We start from the raw sequence: 18,879 nt of genomic DNA, 5'->3' as shown, positions 1-18,879 counted from the left end.
TGTGCCAACCGTTGCGCAACATATCCTTTCGTCCTTGGCCGCTAGCGGTGTACGCCGCGTCTACGGATTGCCCGGTGACAGCCTCAACGGCTTCACCGATGCCATCCGGCGATCCGACGATGTCACCTGGCAACACGTGCGCCATGAAGAGACCGCTGCCTTCGCGGCGACCGCCGATGCGGCGCTCACCGGGCAACTGGCCGTCTGCGCAGGCAGCTGCGGCCCCGGCAACACCCACCTGATCAACGGCCTCTACGACGCCCAGCGCACCCGCGTTCCGGTGCTGGCCATCGCCGCCCACATCCCGCTGGCCGAAGTCGGCACGGGATACTTCCAGGAGACCCATCCGCAGGAGCTGTTCCGCGAGTGCAGCGTCTACTGCGAGTTGGTCAGTACCCCCGAGATGGCGCCGCGACTGGTCGAGATCGCGATGCGCACCGCCGTGGAGGAAAACGGTGTCGCGGTGCTGGTGATCCCCGGCGAGGTCTTCTTGGCCAAGCTGCCCGATCGTGCCTGGAACATTCGCCCGGTTCTTCCCACCCGGTCGGTGCTGCGGCCTGACGACGCGTCGCTCCGCCACGCAGCGGCTCTGCTGAACGCGGGTTCGCGGGTGACGATCCTGGGCGGTGCCGGCACCGCGGGCGCGCACGCCGAGTTGATCCAGCTGGCCGACACGCTGAAATCGCCTGTCGTGCATGCCTTTCGCGGCAAGGACCACATCGAGTACGACAATCCCTTCGACGTGGGGATGACCGGTCTCCTCGGCTTCGCCTCCGGGTACAAGGCCATCAAGGAAGCCGACGTGCTGCTGATGCTGGGCACCGACTTCCCGTACTCACAGTTCTATCCAGAAGACGCAACCGTCATCCAGGTGGACCTGCGCGGCAGTCATCTGGGCCGGCGGACCGCCGTCGACCTCGGTCTGGTCGGTGACGTCAAGGACACCATCGCGGCACTCTTGCCGCTGCTGTCCCCCAAAGCGGACCGCACTCACCTGGACCGGGCCCTGCACCACTACCAACGCACCCGCGCGTCACTCGACTCGCTGGCGGTCAATGACCGTGACCGCACCCCGATCCGTCCGGAATACGTTGCCGGCGTGGTGAACCGGCTGGCCGATGACGACACGGTGTTCACCTTCGATGTCGGGTCGCCGACGATCTGGGCCGCGCGGTACCTGACCATGAACGGCAAACGCCGGTTGAGCGGTTCGTTCACCCACGGCACCATGGCCTGCGCGCTGACCCACGCCATCGGCGCGCAAACCGCGTTCCCCGGCCGCCAGGTCGTGGCACTGGCGGGTGATGGCGGGCTGTCGATGATGTTCGGGGAGCTGCTGACCCTGGTGCAGAACAATCTGCCCGTGAAGGTCGTCGTGTTCAACAACTCGTCACTGAACTTCGTCGAGTTGGAGATGAAGTCCGCCGGTGTGGTGAATTTCGGTACCGATCTGAAGAACCCGGACTTCGGTGCGGTCGCGCAGGCGATCGGCATCTTCGGCCGCCGCGTCGAGCAGCCGGGCGAGCTGGAACAGGCCATTGCCGACGCACTGGCGCATCCCGGCCCCGCCCTGATCGACGTGGTGGTGTCGCGCGAGGAGTTGACCATCCCGCCGGCCATCACCGCCGAGCAGGCAAAGGGATTCACGCTGTACGCGATCCGCACCATCCTGGCCGGCCGCGGTGACGAACTGCTGGACCTGGTGAGTACCAACGTCGCGCGGCGGATCCTCGACTAGTCGGCGCTGCTGTAGTACCCCTGCTCGAGTAGCTCGGTGATCTCGCTGACCAACGGCATGCGCGGGTTGGTGCGGTTACTGAGGTCTTCGAAGGCCGTCATCGCCAGACTGGGCAATGCTGCGAGGAAATCAGCTTCGTTGACGCCGTATTCACGCAACGACCGCGGCATGTGCAATTCTCCTAGCAGCTGATCGACACCGGCGAACAGCCGGGCGCGGCTGTCCTCGGGCGTTCGACCGCCGAAGATCAGCGAGCCGATCTGGGCGTACTTCTCCGGCGCGACATAGGCCGAATACCCCGGCGCGGGCATGAACTTGCTTGGCAACGCAGCGTTGTAGCGCAGTACGTGGGGCAGGAAGATGCCGTTGGCCCTGCCGTGCGGGATGTCGAAGGCCGCGCCGGTGGCGTGCGCCAGGGCATGGTTGGTTCCGACGAACGCATTCGAGAAGGCCAGCCCGGCCAGGGTGGCCGCGTTCGACATCGCGGTGCGCGCCTCCAGATCGTCGGGATCGGCGTAGGCCCGGGGTAGCGCGTCGAAGATCAGCCGGGCAGCCTGCGCGCACAGCGCATCGGTGTAGGGCGAGGCGAAGATCGACACCGCCGCCTCCAGCGCGTGGGTCAGCGCATCCACCCCGGTGTCGGCGGTCAGCGTCGCCGGCATCGACGACGTCAGTACCGGGTCGACGATCGCCAGCTCCGGTACCAGGCTGTAGTCGACCAGCGTCTGTTTCCTGCCTGCGACGGTCAGCACGGCGGCCGGAGACACCTCCGATCCGGTACCCGATGTGGTTGGTACAGCGACCAATTGGAGGCGATGCCGGTCGGTCGGATAGTCGGCCACCCGCTTGCGCGGATCCAGGAACGGCATGGTGAGCTCGTCGAGCGTCTTCTCCGGGTGCTCGTAGAACAGCCGCATGGCCTTGCCCGCGTCGAGGACGGAACCGCCGCCGACCGCGATCAGCACGTCGGGTTGGGTGCGCTCCAGCAGCGCCACCCCGCGCCGAATCGTCGACTCATCGGGCTCGGGGGTGATCTCGGCGAACACCTGGACATGCCGGGTGCGCAGCTTGCTGCGCAGCAGATCGGTCACACCGCGCTCGTCGGACAACGCGTCGGTGACGATAACGGCTGTCTCGCAATCGAGTTCACGCAGATTGTCCAGTGCACCGGCGTTGAAGTAGGTGTTGGACGGCACCCGGAACCACTGCGGCGGAGTCCGGCGCTGCGACACGGTCTTGATGTTGAGCAGCTGCCGGTAGTTGACGTTCTCCGTGGTGCTCGACCCGCCCCAGGTGCCGCAGCCCAGTGAGAACGTCGGCGTCAGGTTGTTGTAGACCCCGCCGAGCGCGCCGACCGCAGTGGGCGCGTTGACCAGGATCCGGCCGGTGCGCACCGCCATGCTGTAGGCGTCGATCACCGCCTGGTCGGTCGCGTAGATCGCCGAGGTGTGCCCCAGTCCCCCGTGCTCGGTGACCAGGACGGCGACGTCGATCGCGTGCTGCTCGGAGCGCGCCCGCACCACCCCCAGCACCGGCATCAACTTCTCGGCCACCAACGGGTGCCCGGCCAGCTCGTCGACGTCCGACGGTAGCGGAGCCAGCAGGATCTTCGTAGTCGGCGGCACACTGAATCCGGCCCGGGCGGCCAGTTCCGGGGCCTTCTGCCCCACGGCGTCCATCGCCATCTTGTCACCGCAACCGAAGGCGAATTCGGCGATCTTGGCTGCCTCGCCGGCGCTCAACAGATGAGCACCCATCTTCTCGAACTCGGCGATCATCGGATCGTAGATCTCGTCGTCGATGATGCAGGTCTGCTCGGCGGGGCAGATCACCGACGAGTCAAAGGTTTTCGAGATCAGGATGTCGACGACGGCGCCGCGGACATCGGCGGTCCTGTGGATGTAGATCGGGGCGTTTCCGGGCCCCACGCTCAACGCCGGCTTCCCGGCCTGGTTGGCCAGCGCGACGATGCGGGGTCCGCCGGTCACCCAGATGAAGTCCACTTTGGGATGCTTGAACAGATAGTGCGTCACCTCGTGGGCGGCGTCGGGAATCACCTGCAGCGCACCGGGCGGCATACCGGCCGCTTCGGCTGCCTCGCGCAGGATCTCGACCGCGCGCTCACAGCAGCGCACCGCGTACGGCGATGGCCGGAACAACACCGCGTTGCGGGTCTTGGCCGCCACGATCGCCTTGAAGAGCACGGTAGAGGTCGGGTTGGTGACCGGTGTGATGGCCAGGACCACACCGATCGGTTCGGCGAGGTAGACGATGTTGTGCTCGACGTCCTCGTCGATCACTCCCACCGACTTCTTGTCTCGCAGGTAGTCGTGCAGGAACTCGGTGGCCACGTAGTTCTTGACGACCTTGTCCTCGAAGACTCCGAAGCCGGTCTCCTCGAGGGCCAGCGCGGCCAGCTCGCCGGCAGCGCGGACTCCGGCACGCACCATCGCCTCGACGATCGCGTCGACTTGCTGTTGGTCGAGTGAGCGGAACTCGCGCGCGGCCTGCGCGGCCGTGTCGACGATGGCGTCGATCTCGGCGGTGCGGGTGACGTCGGTCTGAAGTTGTGTTGCGTCCAGTGTTCCGGTCATGAACCTGTCCTCCCAGATGGGCCGATCGTAAGTTCGCAGCGATCGGGGTAGATAGGGATAAAAGACCCCTATATGCTGGGTTCAGTCAGATAGACCCAGGACAGTTGAGGAATCGATGGCAACCCACCGCGCAGTGCACGTCAAGTCGGCCGGACAACCGCTGGAACTCGTCGATGTCGACACCTCCTCGCCGGGTGCCGGCCACGTTCGCATCGCGGTCAGTGCATGCGGCGTCTGCGGCACCGACCACGCCTTCGTCAACGGCGGATTCCCCAACCTCAGCTGGCCGGTCACACCCGGGCACGAGATCGCGGGCACCATCGCCGAGGTCGGCGCCGGAGTCGAGGAGTTCGCCGTCGGTGACCGGGTCGCGGTCGGCTGGTTCGGCGGCAACTGCAATCACTGCCTGCCCTGTCGCAAGGGCCAGTTCATGCAGTGCGTCAACGGTCAGATTCCCAGCTGGCACTACCCCGGTGGCTACGCGGAGTCGGTGACGGCGCCGGCGACTGCGCTCGCCCGGATTCCCGACGGGCTGTCATTCGCCGAGGCGGCCCCCATGGGGTGCGCCGGGGTGACGACGTACAACGCGCTGCGGCGCACCCGTGCGGTGGCCGGGGACCGGGTGGCGGTGCTGGGCATCGGCGGCCTCGGTCATCTGGGGATCCAGTGGGCCCGCGCCATGGGCTTCGAAACCATCGCCATCGCACGCGGATCCGGAAAGTCCGATGACGCAAAGGAACTCGGCGCACACCACTACATCGATTCGACGGCCGGTGACGTCGCCGAGGCACTGCAGGCCCTCGGCGGAGCTCAGGTGGTGTTGGCCACCGCGGCGAACTCCGCGGCCATGGCGGCGACGGTCGGCGGGCTGGCACCGCAGGGAGAACTGGTGATCATCGGCGCATCCCCCGAGGAACTGCCGATCAGGCCGTCGGACTTGATCTTCGGCAACTACAGCGTGACCGGGCATCCGTCCGGTACCGCGGCCGACATCGAGGACACCATGCATTTCGCGTTGCTGTCCGGGGTGCGGGCGCGTATCGAGGAGGTCTCGCTGGAGCAGGCCGCGGAGGCCTACGAGGCGATGGACACCGGCCGCGCCCGCTACCGCATGGTGTTGACGACCTAGTCTTCGGCGTCTTCGGCGTCTTCGGTCGGCTCGGGCTGCTCCGGTGCGGCGTCCAGAACGCTGACGTCGATGCCGTAGGGCAGGAACCGGACGCTGCGGCTGGGGTCGGTGTTGTGCTTGTTGGCGCGCAGCGCGTCGAGTTCGGTCTTGTAGACCTGCTCGACGTGCGCCTTGCCGTCGGCGCCGGCGATGTAGATGGCCCACACCCCGTCGCCGGCCTCGCCTGCGGTCTCCGGCTGTGACCGGGGACGTGAGCGTCGCGTGAATTCGTCGAACAGCATGCCGAAGCCGGCGGCCTCGCCCGGGGTGTTCACGAACTTGCTGAATCGCTCGACGACGTCGCGCAGGCCCTCGCCCGCCTCACGCACGACGCGATCGAATTCGTCCGGGTCGAACCCGAACGGTCCGTTGTTCTCCATAGGACACAGTGTGCGCGCAGTTTGCTGCGCCGTCGACCTCCTCTGGTTCGCGAGCAGCGAAACCTCAGCCGAACAGGCGCAGAGGCAGGTCAGCCATGGTGACGAAGCCAGCCGGGGCGGTGCAGACGGCGGGGATGGCGTTGACCGCCTGCATCGCGGTGGCCACGCTGGCCGAGCGGACGTGCTCGGCCAGCGGGACGTCGCGGCGGAAACTGGCGAGCGTCATCAGGTGGGCCTGCATCGAGGGGCTGCCTTCGATGGTCACCGTCCAGCCGTGCTGCGGGCTGGGCCAATGCCGGGGTTGCGGTTCGCCGACGGTCCACAGGGTTTCGACTTCGACGACCGGGGTGCCGGCGCATCGACCGATCCAGCGCCAGTGCTGACCGGCGACGGCACCGGCGGGCAGGGTGCGTCCGCAGATGTCGCGGTCGACGCTGGCGGGGATCACCTCCAGTTCGGTGCCGACATCGTCGACGCCAAGCCCGAGGGCATCTCCGAGGAGCCAAACCTGTTGCTGGAAAAGCTCACTGGTGAACTTGGGGCCTGCGGTCTCGGTGGTGACCTCGTCGAGTGGGCTGCCGAAGCGCATCTGGTCGAAGGTGATCTCCACACTGTCGTACACCGACCAGTCGGCGCGCTCCTGGATCTTGATGTGCTCGATGCGCCGCGACATGCCAGCGAGCGCAATCGGAATAATCGCGCCGAGGTTGCCCGGGTTGAGGCCGGTGCCGTGTAGCGAACTGCCGCCCGCAACGCAGGCCTGGTGCAGGCGGTCGCGATCAGCGGCCGGCATCCGGGCGGGGTGGAAGGCGAACGCCGTGGTGATCAGGTTGGCACCCGAGGCCAGAATGGCGGCGGCCTCGTCAACCGTGGGATGGCGCGGCGCGTAGAGCACCGCGTCCACACCGGTGGTGTCGACGTCTTTGGCGGCGGCGATACCGAGGGGGTCGATGCCCGCCAGTTCACCGGCGTCACGCCCGACCTTGTCTTCGGAGTACACCTTGACGCCAACCAGTTCGAGGTCGGGGTGATCGAGGATGCCGCGGATCGCCTCCACTCCCACTGCACCGGTGCCCCACTGCACCACGCGGTACGTCATCGGCTAGACCACCGTCAGGGGAAGCGAACGACGCTCCTCGAACTCGAACGTCGCGCCGCCGCTGAACTTGGTCACCTCGACTTCCGGGGCGACTTTCGCTGGGGTTTCGGACTTTTCGAACTCCGCGGTCCAGTCGTCGGCAGTGCCGCTGATCCGCACCGCGATGTGCGGGTCGATCGCGGTCGCGATGGCCTGCAGCGGCTGCACCGAGGCCGGTGAGCACAGCGAGATCCAGGCACCGTCCTGATGAGCCGGCGACGGGTGCACGTGCAGCCGTCCGCCTTCGGCCTCGGCAACGACGTAGCCGGCTGGGTTGAGCAGCGGGTGCAGCTCGAGAACCTTGGCCAGACCGTCGAAGTCGTTGGGCAGCTTGAGAGCTCGCTGGATACGCTCGGTGGCCACCCCGGCGATGCCGATGAGTTGCTTGGTGCAGATCTGGGTCGCCAGGTCGGTGTTGTCACCCGCGCGGGCCCGCACCGCGATGCCGAACGAGAGGTTCAGCAGGTGCATCTGCAGCACCACCTCGTCGGCGATGCGGACCAGGGCCGAATGAGAGAACGCGGCGAAGTCGATGTCGGACAGCAGCGGCCCGGAGTAGTCGGCCTGGCCGTCGTCGCTCGGATCGATCGGGCCCAGTTCCCATGTGGCGGATCTGCTTTGGGCGACGATGTCCAGCGCTGGGATGCTGACGGCGTCGGGGTAGGACTCGTCGATGATGACGGTCCACGCGCAATGCGGTTGCCGGTCCGCCGGGGTCCGTGGTGGACGGTGGATGGGGCGGACCTGAGCCTTGGGGTTGGTGGCCACCGCAGTGGCATCGAAGGTGGGGTCCTCGATGTCGTGGCACATGCCTTTGACGTAGTCGGGTCCCATCGGCTCGACGTCGAGCAGCGCACCGCAATGGTCGAGGTGGAATTCGCCATGCCAGCGGTCGTGCACGGTGTACCGGAAGTCCATGAACTGTGGTGGGGCACCGATGTCGAGTTGCAGGCCCTTGAAGATGGTGATGATGTCGACGCCCTCGTAATTGAGGGCCTTCTGCATGCGTCTGGTGTAGAGCGGGCTGGAACCGGCCCATTCCTCGATGGCGATCTGCAGCATCTCGGGGCGGCCGAAGGACTGGATGCACCATGCCATTCCGGAGCGGTCGATGAGTTGACCGATCAGCAGAAGTTCGGGCACCAGGACGGCCAGTTCGGCCCGGGTCAGCTGGGCATAGCGGCTATGAGATTCGCTCACACGCGAAACATAGTTTGCTCAATGTTATAAAGTCAACGATGTGAAAGCGCTTGGCACCCCGCCCACTCGGCAGACGCTCGCGCCACGCAAACGCGGCGACGATACCCGCGCACTGATCATCGATGAGACCGTGCGCTGCGTGGTCGAGGAGGGCTTCCAGGCGGCCACGGCCAAGCATGTCGCCGAGCGGGCCGGCGTCACCTGGGGCGTCATCCAGTATCACTTCGGCGACCGCAACGGGCTGCTGATGGCCGTGGTCGACGAGGGAGTGGCCCGGTTGGTCGAGGAACTGTCCGCGGCCGAGATCGGCGATCTGGACTTGCATGCGCGCATCGAACTCGTCGTCGACACCGCGTTCCGGTGCTACAGCAGCCCGACATCGCTGGCGGCGTTCGAGATCTTGCGAGCGATGCGCGGCACCCACGGCCAGAGGGCACGCCACCACCTCTTGGAGATCAACGACGCGGTCAATCAGCTCGGCCGGCTGATCTGTGACGACGAGGGCGTGGCCGAGGTCATCTGGTCGGCACTGCGCGGGATGGTGCTGGTGGAGATGATCGTCAACTCGCACCTGGAGTGGGAGCGTGAACGTCGGCTCCTGGTCGACATGGTCACCCGCTACCTCCAGGACCGCTGAACCGTCATCAGCGAATCGCGCACGGACGCCGCCGAGCAGGGTGTCGGCAGTCACAGGGAGCAGAGCAGGCCCGCTGGTCAGCGTCGTGGTGTCACCAAACTCACACGGCCAAAGTTGATTTACACGGAATTAACAAGGACCATCGAGCCGTTCCCCCAACTGGCGATCCCGGTTAGGTGAACGTCAGCAGCAAACAACGCTCCTGCGGACCCAGGAGCACAAAGAGGAGTTGAGAAGAATGTCGTCGCTCGCGCGTTTTCGCAGTGACATGAAGCGGGCCATCAACCGTCGCCGTCTACACGCACGGATCAACGCGATGCCCCCGTCAACGGTTCGCGACGAACTCGTTGCCATCGCTCAGCGGTACGAGAACACGCACCGCTGACCTAATTCATGGTCTGAAGCCGGCGAACCCCGAGGGGCGCCGGCTTCGTCCGTTTGTGTGAGACATCCCTATCGGCCGAGCGCTTGCTTGTGCTGCAATGACCGACATGGCTGATGCGGATGCGATCGAGGCGATCAAGCAGGTTAAGTACCGCTACATGCGGGCCCTGGACACCAAGCACTGGGACGATTTCGCCGACACCCTGACCGAGGACATCATCGGGGCATACGGGTCGTCGCTGGGCGAGGAACACCACTTCACCAACCGCACCGAACTGGTGGAGTTCATGCGCAAGTCGATGCCCGCCGGCGTGCTGACCGAGCATCGCGTTACCCACCCGGAGATCACCCTCAACGGCGATGAGGCAGAGGCCATCTGGTACCTGCAGGACCGAGTGATCGTGCCGGAGTACAACTTCATGTTGATGGGGGCCGGGTTCTACCGCGACCGCTATCGCAAGACGCCCGACGGGTGGAAGATCAGCAAGACCGGATACGACCGCACCTACGAGGTCACGCAGTCGACGGAGAACCTGAACTTCACAGCGACCGCAGGCAAGGCAGTCGCAACGACGACGACGTAGCGACGGCTACTTCGCGACGGCGACGACGTAGCGACGGCTACTTCGCGACGGCGATCAGGGCGCCGGGCTGCAGCCAGCGGATGATCTTGACCAACGTGTCGTCGTCGAGCGAGACACAGCCCGCCGTGGGGCCGCCGTCGGTGGTGTGCACGAAGAACGCGCCGCCGTTGCCCGGGACCCGGGCCTTGTTCACGCCCATGACGATGGCGTGGGCGTACTGCGGGATGTAGAGGTTCTCGGTGCCGCTGCTCGGGTTGGTATTGAACGGGCAGTCGGCCTTTTTGCAGATCTGCATGGTGTTGTAGGTCGGGCTCTTCATGTCGCCGTCCCACCAGTAGTCCGGCGTCACCTGCACGTACTGCAACCCGCCGCCCGGGTTGGGCTGGGTGCCGAAGGCGAAGTCGAGGGAGAAGATGCCCATCGGCGTCTTCATCTCGCCGTCGTGGGACTGCGGGGTCATGCCGCTGGCGCCGACGTGGGCGGGGATGCCGGTGCCCACGGGCTGCCAGCCGGCAGCGGTGCGCTGCCAGACATCGATTTTGGCGGTGGCGCCTCCGGTGCTGACCACGGAGAGCACCTGGGTGGCGTTGCCGACGTTGGCCTGAAACCACGGCGTCTCGGCGCGACTGGGTGGAGCTGAGCTGAGGGCGAGGACCGCCGCGCTGAAGACAGCCGTCATCGAAAGCAGGACCCGCCGCATCGATTCATGGTCCCTGTGCGGTTTCTGCAGGGTCAAGTCAAGGTTGGGCCACGGTTGGGTCTCGCCGGTCCTGGACTGACCTGACCTGGACTTGGCCGTTGGGTCCGCCGGCTCGCCTGTGTGGGGGTGGCGGAAGAGCGGAAACGCGGTATCACGGGCGATACGGCGATGTAGATGGATATCGGGGATCCTTGACATCGTGGGTCTCGAGCAGCCAGCGGCTATCGCGATCACGATGACCACGGCTCGCCTCGGATCTTGACCGGTTCCGCTGGAAGATGGCCTGAAGTGGCAATACGTCCAACTTGTCGGCCCAATGACCTAGAGAGTGAATAGCGCCCTGGCAAACACAAGAGATACCATCGCGAACATGTCGCAAGCACCGTACGGCCCCGGACCCGCCGCACCTGCACCGTGGCCTCAGCAAGGACCACCGCCCAGCGCACCGTCCAGGATTCCGACGGTGGTTGCCGTCGTGCTTGCGCTCATCGCCACCGCGGTCGCCATCGGCGCCTGGTTCAGGCCCGCTCCCAAGCCGGAGGCCCCGGCGGCCAAGACCTACAGCGAGCAGGAAGTCGCTGACGCGAAGAAGGCTGTATGCGACGCCTACGAGCGAGCCCACCGAGCGCTGCAAACCACCGGTAGTAAAGACGGCGGAAATGATCCAACAACATCACTAGCGATAGCGGTGAACGTCAGGCTGGCTTTCGGCGAGAGCAGTAGTTATCTGTTGCGTACTTTGCAGGAGTACGCGGCGACCCCGGCCGACCTCAGGGATCAAGTCCGGACCGCCTCAGAATCGTTCCAGCAGATTTCGCTTGATCAGCTGGGTGAAGCGCCGCAACAGGAACTCGATCCGATCCTTAAACGGGCCGATGCAGCGGACCTGAGCATCAAGAAGACCTGCGGTGAGTGACCTTCCTCCAGGAGAATGGTCAGCGCTCCTAGTTGGACATCAGTGGCCCGGACTCGCGGCGCTCATGACTCTGACTGAGGCCGCAACGAGTCGCGGATCAGTCTCAGCAGCTTTTGAAGAATACGCGGAGCAAATCGAATCGGTCGAAAACGGCCCACTTGCCACGCAAGAAGGAGTCACAGCCGACGACACTCTTCGGGCGTTCAACACAGGCAAGAAGCTGGCGATCGATGTGGCAGAGAAGAACCTCGCCGCTCAGGAGTCCTACTCCGCCGCTCACCGATCAACGCAATACCTTCGAACCCACTTGGCTGAAATCGCGAGACGAGGAAACGCTCAGATTCAAGATATTCAGTCGTCCAAAGAGTCGCCCCTCACAAAGGTCGACCGGATTGTTGCCGTTGTCCTTGATTCTCAATCAGAGGCCAATACCCACGCAGCCGGGCAGTGCGACAACGTACGAGCGAAGATCCAAGGGCTCCTCGAGCGGCAGGGGTCTCCCCTATCTGCGGGTGAATTCGCGAAGGCGAATGGTGTCGATATCGATGAGGCCTTCCGGTCGCCGAACGAAGAAACCATCCGAGATCAGGTTCAGTCACAGCTGCACAAGCAAAGCGCCCCTGCGCTTTATGGTGCCCGAGCACTCTCCAACGATCCGGGCATCGACACTGGATCTGACGGCATCGGAACCGGCCCAAGCGACCGTCCATCCATCGCATCCATTGCGTCACACAGCGATGGGTCGAAGTCCAGCCATTTCGCTTCGGAAACGTCAACGAGCGCGGAAGTACCTTCTTCATCTTCAGTCGCCGGAGCGCCCACAAGCACGTTGATTGCGAGGGGTGGCGGTCAGGCGGACCGCATTCCAGAAATGGCACAAACCGGAAGGTCTCCCGCGAGCCCCCCTGAGGTTGTGACACCACCGCAGGTGCCACCGTCCAGTAGTCAGTCGATAACTCCAACAGGCGGAGCCGTTTCTCCCGGTGCGTCAAGTGTCCCAACTGCCAACTCGAACACCTTCGGTTCCAGCCCTCTCCCAGCCCCCTCCACCCCCACCAACGCCCTCTCCCCCGAAGGCTTCGCCCAGAACTTCAACGCAGGCGCGCAGGCGGGCACGCCGATGTCGGCGGGCACAGAAGCGCTGTCCACTAGCGCGGCCCATGCTATGCAACCCCAAGCCCCGCTTCACCCCGAGTCGATGTCGACGCCGATGGCCCCGACCGCACCCCCCGCCGGCGTCCCGCTTTTCGAAACAGCCCACGCTGCAACACCTGTCGAGGCTCCGGTCACGCAAGCTCCCGTCGCCGACGCCCCGCAGACCGTCGTCGCCACCCCCACCGCGGCCGCCCCCGCGATGCCGGCACCGGCGGCATCAGCCGCTCCGATGACACCTCCCGCAGGCCCGCTACCCGCCTACGGCTCCGACCTCCGCCCACCGGCCAGCACCGCGCCAGCAGGCCCCGCTCCGACACCTCCGGCTGCCCCCGCATCCGCTCCCGTCACCCCCAGCAATGCCAGCTCACTGTCCCAGCCCGCCGTCGTCCGCCAGCAGCCGACACCGCTGGCCACACCCTCGCCGACCGGCCTGACTGAAAACGCCGTCGCCGCAACCGCAACCGGCGCGATGGCCGGCGCCAGTGCCGCTCAGACCCAGGCCCAGCAGCGCCTCCAGCGCCTCCTCGATGCCGTCGCCCGCCAGGAACCCAAGCTGCGCTGGGCCATCGGCGACCGCGAGGACGGCAGCACCGCACTGGCCACCGACCTCGCCAGCGGCTGGATCCCCCCGCACATCGACATCCCCACCGGTATCCAGCTGCCCCAGCCGGCGCACCGCCGCGCAGCCCTGGCCGCGCTCCTCGGCGAGACCACCCTCACCGCCGCCTACTCTCCCGGCCAGTTCATCCCCAAAGCCGAAGACACCGAACCCGTCTCGATGTCCATCCGCGCCCGTCACACCCCCGACGTCGACGAACTCGGCTGGGAGCTCGCCCAGGCCACCAAGTGGCGCGACGGCCTACCCCGGCTCGCCCACACGCTGGCCAAGGCGACCTCGACCGGCACCGGCTACCTGGACTCCGAAGTCGACCTGCTGCACGAACACCTCACCGCCGTCGCACGGCAAGTGCTGGGTGACTACCCCGACAACGTCGATCCCGCTAAGGTCGGCAACTGGCAGCTGTTGGCCACCATCGACGCGCTCGTCAAGGGCGAAAAGACCAGCGCCAACTACCACTTTGCCTGGTTTCAGGCCCTGCACATGGCCGTCCGAGGGGAGCAACGCCGATGACCGAAGGTCAACTCGCGGCTAGCGCCGGCCACTACCTGCAGGCCAACGCCATGAACGTGCCACCTCCGCCCATCACCTCGGACCCGCTGGTCTCCGGGGCCACCCCGATCGAACAACTCCTGCGCGTCCTGGGTCTGGCCGCCAACCTGGGCGACCCGAAAGACAACGCCGAAAGCACCGAAGAGCACGCCAAGCGCGACGCCAAGACCGCGGAAGCCGCCGCCAAGTTCCCCGCCCAGGACGAGGCCGCCTCCGCAGAGATGAAAGGTGTTGCCGGCCAAGGTGACGCCTCGCAGATGGCCCAGCAGCTGCCGCAGATGGCCTCCGGTATCGCCGGAGCGCTGGCCGGAGCCATGGGCGGAGCCCTGCAACCGCTGGCCCAGATTCCCCAGCAGATCGCCCAGGGCGCACAGCAGGCCATGCAGGCTGGCATGGGCATGATGCAGCAGGCCGGAGGTTCGGCCGCAGAGCTGGACAAGGCCAGCCTGTCGGACCTCCCGCTCGACGAATATGACTCGGATGCAGGTGAATTCGGCTCCGGTGGCGGCGGTGGTTCAGCAGGTGGCGGCGGCGGCGGTTTCGGCGGCACTGCACCCACCGCAATGCTCGGCCCGCCCCCGGTGCCCTCCCCCGGCACGTCACCGTCAGCCGCGCCGATCATGGCCACCCCGTCCACGCCACCGCCTGCCACGCCCACCGCTGCCACCGGTGGGATGTCCGGTATGCCGATGGTGCCGCCCGGTGCCATGCACGGCGGCGCGGGTGCCGACAAGGACGACAAGGCCGCCACCAAACGGGTCTCGGTGCCGACCATCAAGAACGGCGCGCCGGTGCAGGGGCGCATCACCGCGCCCCCGCCCGCACCACCTCAGGTCGTCAAGAAGGTCGACGGCAAGCCGGTGGCCACCAAGCGGATCGTCGTCCCCAACACCACGCCCGCCGACGACACCCCGACCGACAACCCGCCGAAGTAGCTACACCCAGAACTCGTTCATGGGCTGTGCGTACTTGTCGTTGTTGGTCAAAGTGCCCAGCCCCAAAGCTAATTCGATGGTGCGCTGCAGGCTGTAGTGGTTGTAGTAGTCCGTCGCGATGAACGCCCCGCCCTTCATCCCGTCCGGGTTGGTCGGGCTGGCCAACGCGCCCGGCGACGGGATCACCACCATCACCACGTGATTGCCCTCGTTGCCGATGCCCCACGAGATGTTGTTGTAGTCCTCGTCGAAAGTCAGGAAGACCGCACTCTTGGTATTGGGGTCTTTCCACACCTCGGAGTTGAAGACCGCCGACAACTGCTGCTGCATGAGCTTGTCACCGGCGGCGATGTTGTACTGGTGCGTAGTGAGTTGGCTGGCGGCCCAGTTCAGGATGCCGGTCAGCCCGCTTGTCGGCCCCTCCATGTTGGTGTCGTCGTCACCGGCGATCCAGTTGAACTTGGCCACGTCGGCTGGGTTGCCGTTGAGATCGGTCTGCAGCGCCGAGATATCACGGATCTTGGCCCCGGTTGTCGGGTCGTTGTAGATGTCGGTGAAGGCCAGGAACGGTGTGCGGTCGTTGGGCAGGCTGTACCCGCCGCCGCCGTCCTGGTAGGCGGCCCACGTCAAACCCGGGTTCTGGTTGATCAGGTTGGGCTCGTTGAAACATTGCGCCGCGCAGTTGTAGTTCAGCCCGAAGTCAGAGCCGCCGAGAATCGGCCAGTAGTTCGGCATGCTCGGATGGGTCAGCGCGTAGTAGTTCTGCGCATAGCCGTAGGCGTTGATCAAGCTGTTGATGTACGGCGCGTTCGGGCTTCCGATGATGTCACCGACGCCATGGTTTTCCATGTAGACCAGGAAGACGTGGTCCAGCGAACCGACGTTCGACGTCGGTACCGTCAGCCCGGCCGGCGCTACGTCCGTCGACTGGACGCTGAACGAGACGTTGTCGGCGTAGGCGTTGTTGTAGTTACCCAGCACCGGGTTGAGATCCTTGAAGCTCACCACGATCTGGGCACTGCGGGTTCCCACCGGGATATAGCCGGTGGTATCACGCTCCTGAAAACCTGTCTGCAGGAAGCGATTCAGTGCAGTCACCGGACCGATGTCGGCACTACCCAGGTAGCCCTTGTTGGCATCGAGGAAGGTGACCTTGACCGATGCCCGGGATGGGTCGATGAGGTACCCACCCAGTTCCGCGCTCAACGCGAACGCCACACCGGCGGCGTTCGGGTCGGCGGTGTGGTCGATGGCGGTCGCCGCGCCGCTGAGGTCCACGGTCTGCGACAGCGACGAACTGGCCACGTTGCCGCCACCGAAGAACTGATTGCCCGCACCGGCGGGAGCGGTCTGCGGGAAGCTCAGGAAGGCGGGCAGCGTCGGGCCCATGGCACCCAGGAATCCGGGCAACCGCCGCAGCGTGCCGTACTGGATCACCGTGGGCGTACCGGTCACCGACCAGCCGGGCACGGTGACCGAGCTGTAGCCGGACAGCGACGGATCGCCCACCTCGGCTCCTCCGTTGATCAGGAGGTTGCCGCTGCTGAGCACCGGTGTCGGGGTGGTGACGACGGCTGCCGTGCGGACCGCGCCGACCGACGTCCGCGCACTGCGTCCCACGTCGCGACGCACCACCTCGGTGACGGCGGCCGCCAGGGCCTGGGCCGGCGTCGCGGGATCCTGCGGGCTGGGACTGGCGCCGCCTGCAACATAGGCCTGGGTGATGGTCTGGTGCGACGACGCAGTCGCGGCCTTGTGCGTGGCTGCGCCACCGGTGCGTGCCGAGCTGCCGTGGGTGCTCGACGAGCCCGTCGAGCCGGTGTCAGCACTACTCGTCGCCGACGTCGCAGTGGCGATGGCCAACCCGACACCGAGGGCCACAGCCAAACCGCCGACCCGACCGACATACCTGGCACAACTCATGACTCGTCCCTTCGCCGGAAATCCCCCAGAGATTGGACACCCATAACCTTGGAGCCGAGGCGAAATTGACCATCGTGTCGAAGAACGGTCCGGCTACGTTGGATTGATGACGTCGCGAAGCGTGCTTGAAGGTCAGGGCATCCGTCAGATCACCAAGGGGCTGGGCACCCTCGACCGGGAAGTCTTCGAGGCTGTCGCCGAATCACCGAGCGTGCTGTTGGACAAGGCGATGCCGATCCTGACCCGCGCGGCCGATCACTCCAAGCTGTGGCTGGGCATCGCCTCAGGCCTGGCCGCGACGGGTTCGCCGTCGGTGCGCCGGGGTGCCGGCAGAGGGGTGGTAACGCTGGCGGTGACCAGTCTGGTCACCAACCAGGTGGCCAAGCGGGTGTGGAAGCGGGACCGGCCCAACCGGACGCTGGTCCCCTTGGTGCGCCGGGCGCGGCGGATGCCGACGTCGAACTCGCTGCCGTCCGGCCATTCGGCCAGCGCTGCGGCGTTCGCCGTGGGTGTCGGACTGGAAAGCCCCCCGGTCGGATTGGGCCTGGCCCTGCTGGCTGGTCTGGTCGGCCTGTCCCGGGTGGCCACCGGCGCCCACTATCCGGGCGACGTCTTCGCCGGGTTCGGCATCGGGGCGGCCATCGCCGTGCTGGGCGGACGGCTGGTACCGCCGATCGTGCCCGCCAAACTTCCGTCCACCGAGCCGCTCGTTGTCGACACCCCCCAACGGCCCGACGGCGACGGGGTGGTCCTGGTGGTCAACCCCGCATCGGGCAGCGGCACCGGAGCCCGGGTGATCGACGAGGTCCGCGCCAAGCTGCCCAAGGCAGACATCGTCGAGCTCGGAGAAGACGACGCCCCCGAGGAGGTGCTGCGGCAGGCCGCCCAGCGCGCCGAGGTGCTCGCCGTCGGCGGGGGTGACGGGACGGTGTCGTGTGCGGCGGCGGTGGCCGTCGACGCGGGATTGCCGCTCGCCGTGTTCCCGGCCGGGACGTTCAACCACTTCGCCAAGGACATCGGCTGCGACACTGTCGAGCGCACCGTCAATGCGATCCGCACCGGCAGCGTCTCCTGCGTCGACCTGGTGTGCCTCAACGAGGACAAGACGGTGATCAACACCGCCAGCATCGGCTCCTACCCGCAGTTCGTGCGTACCCGCGAGAAGCTCGAGCACAAGATCGGAAAACCACTGGCCGGCCTGTACGCGATGCTGCACACCTTGCGCAGCGAGAAGCCCGTGCGTATCCGCTACGACAACAAGACCCTGGAGACCTCGCTGTTCTTCTTGGGCAACTCGGTCTACCTGCCGTCAGGCTTCGCCCCGGCCCGGCGCACCCGGATGGACGACGGCCTCATCGACATCCGCATCCTGGAGACCGGACGCCGGCTGAGTCGATTGCGGATCCTCGCCGCCCTGGCGCTGGGCCGCCTCGAACGCAGCCCGCTCTACCACGAGATGCAGGTCCCGGAATTCTCCTTCGAGGCCGTCGACGGCCCCACCCCGATCGCCCGTGACGGCGAGGTGGGCAGCACCTACGACAAGGCCAGCTTCACCGCACGGTATCGAGTTCTGCCGGTCTTTCGGCCGCTGCCGTGACCGGTCGCGGCGATACCAGCCGCACACACAGCAGGTAATAGACGTAGCCCAGCGCCCATCCCGCGACCACGTCCGACGGGTGGTGGACATTGAGGACCACCCGGCCCACCCCGACCATGACGATCAGCACCGCCCCGATCACCGCCAAGGGGATGCGCAGCCCCGCAAGCCGCGGCCACAGCACGGTCAGGATGGCCAGCACCCCCACCATCACACCAAGCGCATGCCCGGACGGAAACGAGGACGAGGTGGCCTCTGTCATCGCCGTCACCGGCCGCGGCCGCCCGGCGATCCGCTTGAACACCTCCGTGACCAGGCCCGTCATCCCGACACTGAGCACCAGGAACAACGCGGTCCGCAGGTCACGGCGCAGCACCGCGACCACCACCAGAACCAGCGCCATGAGGCGAAACCCGGTGGGGCCGAACACCGTACAGAAAATGTTCCAGAACGACACCCAGCCGGAACGGGTCGCCCCGAAATCGTAGAAGAACCGCAGCGACTCGGTGTCCACGCTGTCCAGCCACGCCCAGTTCTGGACGTAGCCGATCCACATCGCGGCGTAGACGATCACGGCGCCTACCGCCGCGATGACCGCCCAGCGTGTTCGCAATGTCATCTCCGCGAGCGTAACGCGACACCTGAAATGCTGCCTGTGA

At 66.2% G+C, this 18,879-nt stretch carries 15 protein-coding genes; 8 read left to right on the top strand and 7 right to left on the bottom strand.

Translation table 11 applies throughout. From position 1 onward, the window contains the following. Position 1: 1 nt before the first annotated feature. Positions 2-1,738 (top strand): ubiquinone-dependent pyruvate dehydrogenase, encoded by a 1,737-nt coding sequence (poxB, locus tag G6N35_RS22115; protein WP_163806178.1) that lies wholly within the window; start codon positions 2-4, stop codon positions 1,736-1,738. On the opposite strand, the gene adhE is transcribed toward poxB, so the two are convergent. After that, positions 1,735-4,332: a bifunctional acetaldehyde-CoA/alcohol dehydrogenase gene (gene adhE / locus G6N35_RS22110; protein WP_163806177.1), complete on the bottom strand. Its 2,598-nt coding sequence runs from the start codon at positions 4,330-4,332 to the stop codon at positions 1,735-1,737. The genes poxB and adhE overlap by 4 nt on opposite strands. Before the next feature lie 115 nt (positions 4,333-4,447). Here adhE and G6N35_RS22105 point away from each other — a divergent pair, with 115 nt between their 5' ends. Further along, positions 4,448-5,461, top strand: coding sequence for an alcohol dehydrogenase catalytic domain-containing protein (locus tag G6N35_RS22105; protein WP_163806176.1), 1,014 nt, complete (start codon positions 4,448-4,450; stop codon positions 5,459-5,461). On the opposite strand, the gene G6N35_RS22100 is transcribed toward G6N35_RS22105, so the two are convergent. From G6N35_RS22100 to G6N35_RS22090, 3 genes are all read right to left on the bottom strand, one after another. Beyond that, on the bottom strand, positions 5,458-5,880 hold the full coding sequence (locus G6N35_RS22100; protein ID WP_163806175.1) for an Rv0313 family protein: 423 nt from the start codon (positions 5,878-5,880) through the stop codon (positions 5,458-5,460). The two genes, G6N35_RS22105 and G6N35_RS22100, sit on opposite strands and share 4 nt — an antisense overlap. Positions 5,881-5,944: 64 nt before the next feature. Beyond that, positions 5,945-6,979 (bottom strand): NAD(P)H-dependent amine dehydrogenase family protein, encoded by a 1,035-nt coding sequence (locus G6N35_RS22095; protein WP_163806174.1) that lies wholly within the window; start codon positions 6,977-6,979, stop codon positions 5,945-5,947. 3 nt (positions 6,980-6,982) lie between these two features. Then, entirely contained in the window at positions 6,983-8,218 is a 1,236-nt protein-coding gene (locus tag G6N35_RS22090; RefSeq protein ID WP_163806173.1) for a hypothetical protein, read from the bottom strand. A gap of 40 nt (positions 8,219-8,258) precedes the next feature. Here G6N35_RS22090 and G6N35_RS22085 point away from each other — a divergent pair, with 40 nt between their 5' ends. Next, positions 8,259-8,855, top strand: coding sequence for a TetR/AcrR family transcriptional regulator (locus tag G6N35_RS22085; RefSeq protein WP_163806172.1), 597 nt, complete (start codon positions 8,259-8,261; stop codon positions 8,853-8,855). Positions 8,856-9,337: 482 nt separating this feature from the next. Further along, a complete protein-coding gene (locus G6N35_RS22080; RefSeq protein ID WP_163806171.1) occupies positions 9,338-9,823 on the top strand; it encodes a nuclear transport factor 2 family protein in 486 nt (161 codons plus the stop codon). A 37-nt stretch (positions 9,824-9,860) separates the two neighbouring features. On the opposite strand, the gene G6N35_RS22075 is transcribed toward G6N35_RS22080, so the two are convergent. Next, the gene (locus G6N35_RS22075) at positions 9,861-10,523 is read right to left on the bottom strand and encodes a L,D-transpeptidase family protein (RefSeq protein ID WP_163806170.1); all 663 of its coding nucleotides are present in this window, start codon (positions 10,521-10,523) and stop codon (positions 9,861-9,863) included. Between the two features lie 463 nt (positions 10,524-10,986). On the opposite strand from G6N35_RS22075, the gene G6N35_RS22070 reads away from it, so the two are divergent. From G6N35_RS22070 to G6N35_RS22060, 3 genes are all read left to right on the top strand, one after another. Then, entirely contained in the window at positions 10,987-11,439 is a 453-nt protein-coding gene (locus G6N35_RS22070; RefSeq protein ID WP_163806169.1) for a hypothetical protein, read from the top strand. Between the two features lie 1,198 nt (positions 11,440-12,637). After that, the gene (locus tag G6N35_RS22065; RefSeq protein WP_163806168.1) at positions 12,638-13,726 is read left to right on the top strand and encodes a DUF5631 domain-containing protein; all 1,089 of its coding nucleotides are present in this window, start codon (positions 12,638-12,640) and stop codon (positions 13,724-13,726) included. Then, positions 13,723-14,700 (top strand): hypothetical protein, encoded by a 978-nt coding sequence (locus G6N35_RS22060; RefSeq protein WP_163806167.1) that lies wholly within the window; start codon positions 13,723-13,725, stop codon positions 14,698-14,700. The genes G6N35_RS22065 and G6N35_RS22060 overlap by 4 nt, the downstream gene beginning before the upstream one ends. On the opposite strand, the gene G6N35_RS22055 is transcribed toward G6N35_RS22060, so the two are convergent. Continuing rightward, positions 14,701-16,623: an alkaline phosphatase family protein gene (locus G6N35_RS22055; RefSeq protein ID WP_163806166.1), complete on the bottom strand. Its 1,923-nt coding sequence runs from the start codon at positions 16,621-16,623 to the stop codon at positions 14,701-14,703. Between the two features lie 106 nt (positions 16,624-16,729). Between G6N35_RS22055 and G6N35_RS22050 the strand changes: the two genes are divergently transcribed. Then, positions 16,730-18,220: a bifunctional phosphatase PAP2/diacylglycerol kinase family protein gene (locus tag G6N35_RS22050; RefSeq protein ID WP_163806165.1), complete on the top strand. Its 1,491-nt coding sequence runs from the start codon at positions 16,730-16,732 to the stop codon at positions 18,218-18,220. Here the strand turns inward: G6N35_RS22050 and G6N35_RS22045 are convergent. After that, the gene (locus G6N35_RS22045; protein ID WP_163806164.1) at positions 18,174-18,839 is read right to left on the bottom strand and encodes a phosphatase PAP2 family protein; all 666 of its coding nucleotides are present in this window, start codon (positions 18,837-18,839) and stop codon (positions 18,174-18,176) included. The two genes, G6N35_RS22050 and G6N35_RS22045, sit on opposite strands and share 47 nt — an antisense overlap. Positions 18,840-18,879 lie beyond the last annotated feature (40 nt).

Source organism: Mycolicibacterium anyangense (assembly GCF_010731855.1).
In the GTDB taxonomy this organism is placed as follows: Bacteria; Actinomycetota; Actinomycetes; order Mycobacteriales; family Mycobacteriaceae; genus Mycobacterium; species Mycobacterium anyangense.
This window is presented reverse-complemented; position numbering and strand designations above follow the sequence as displayed.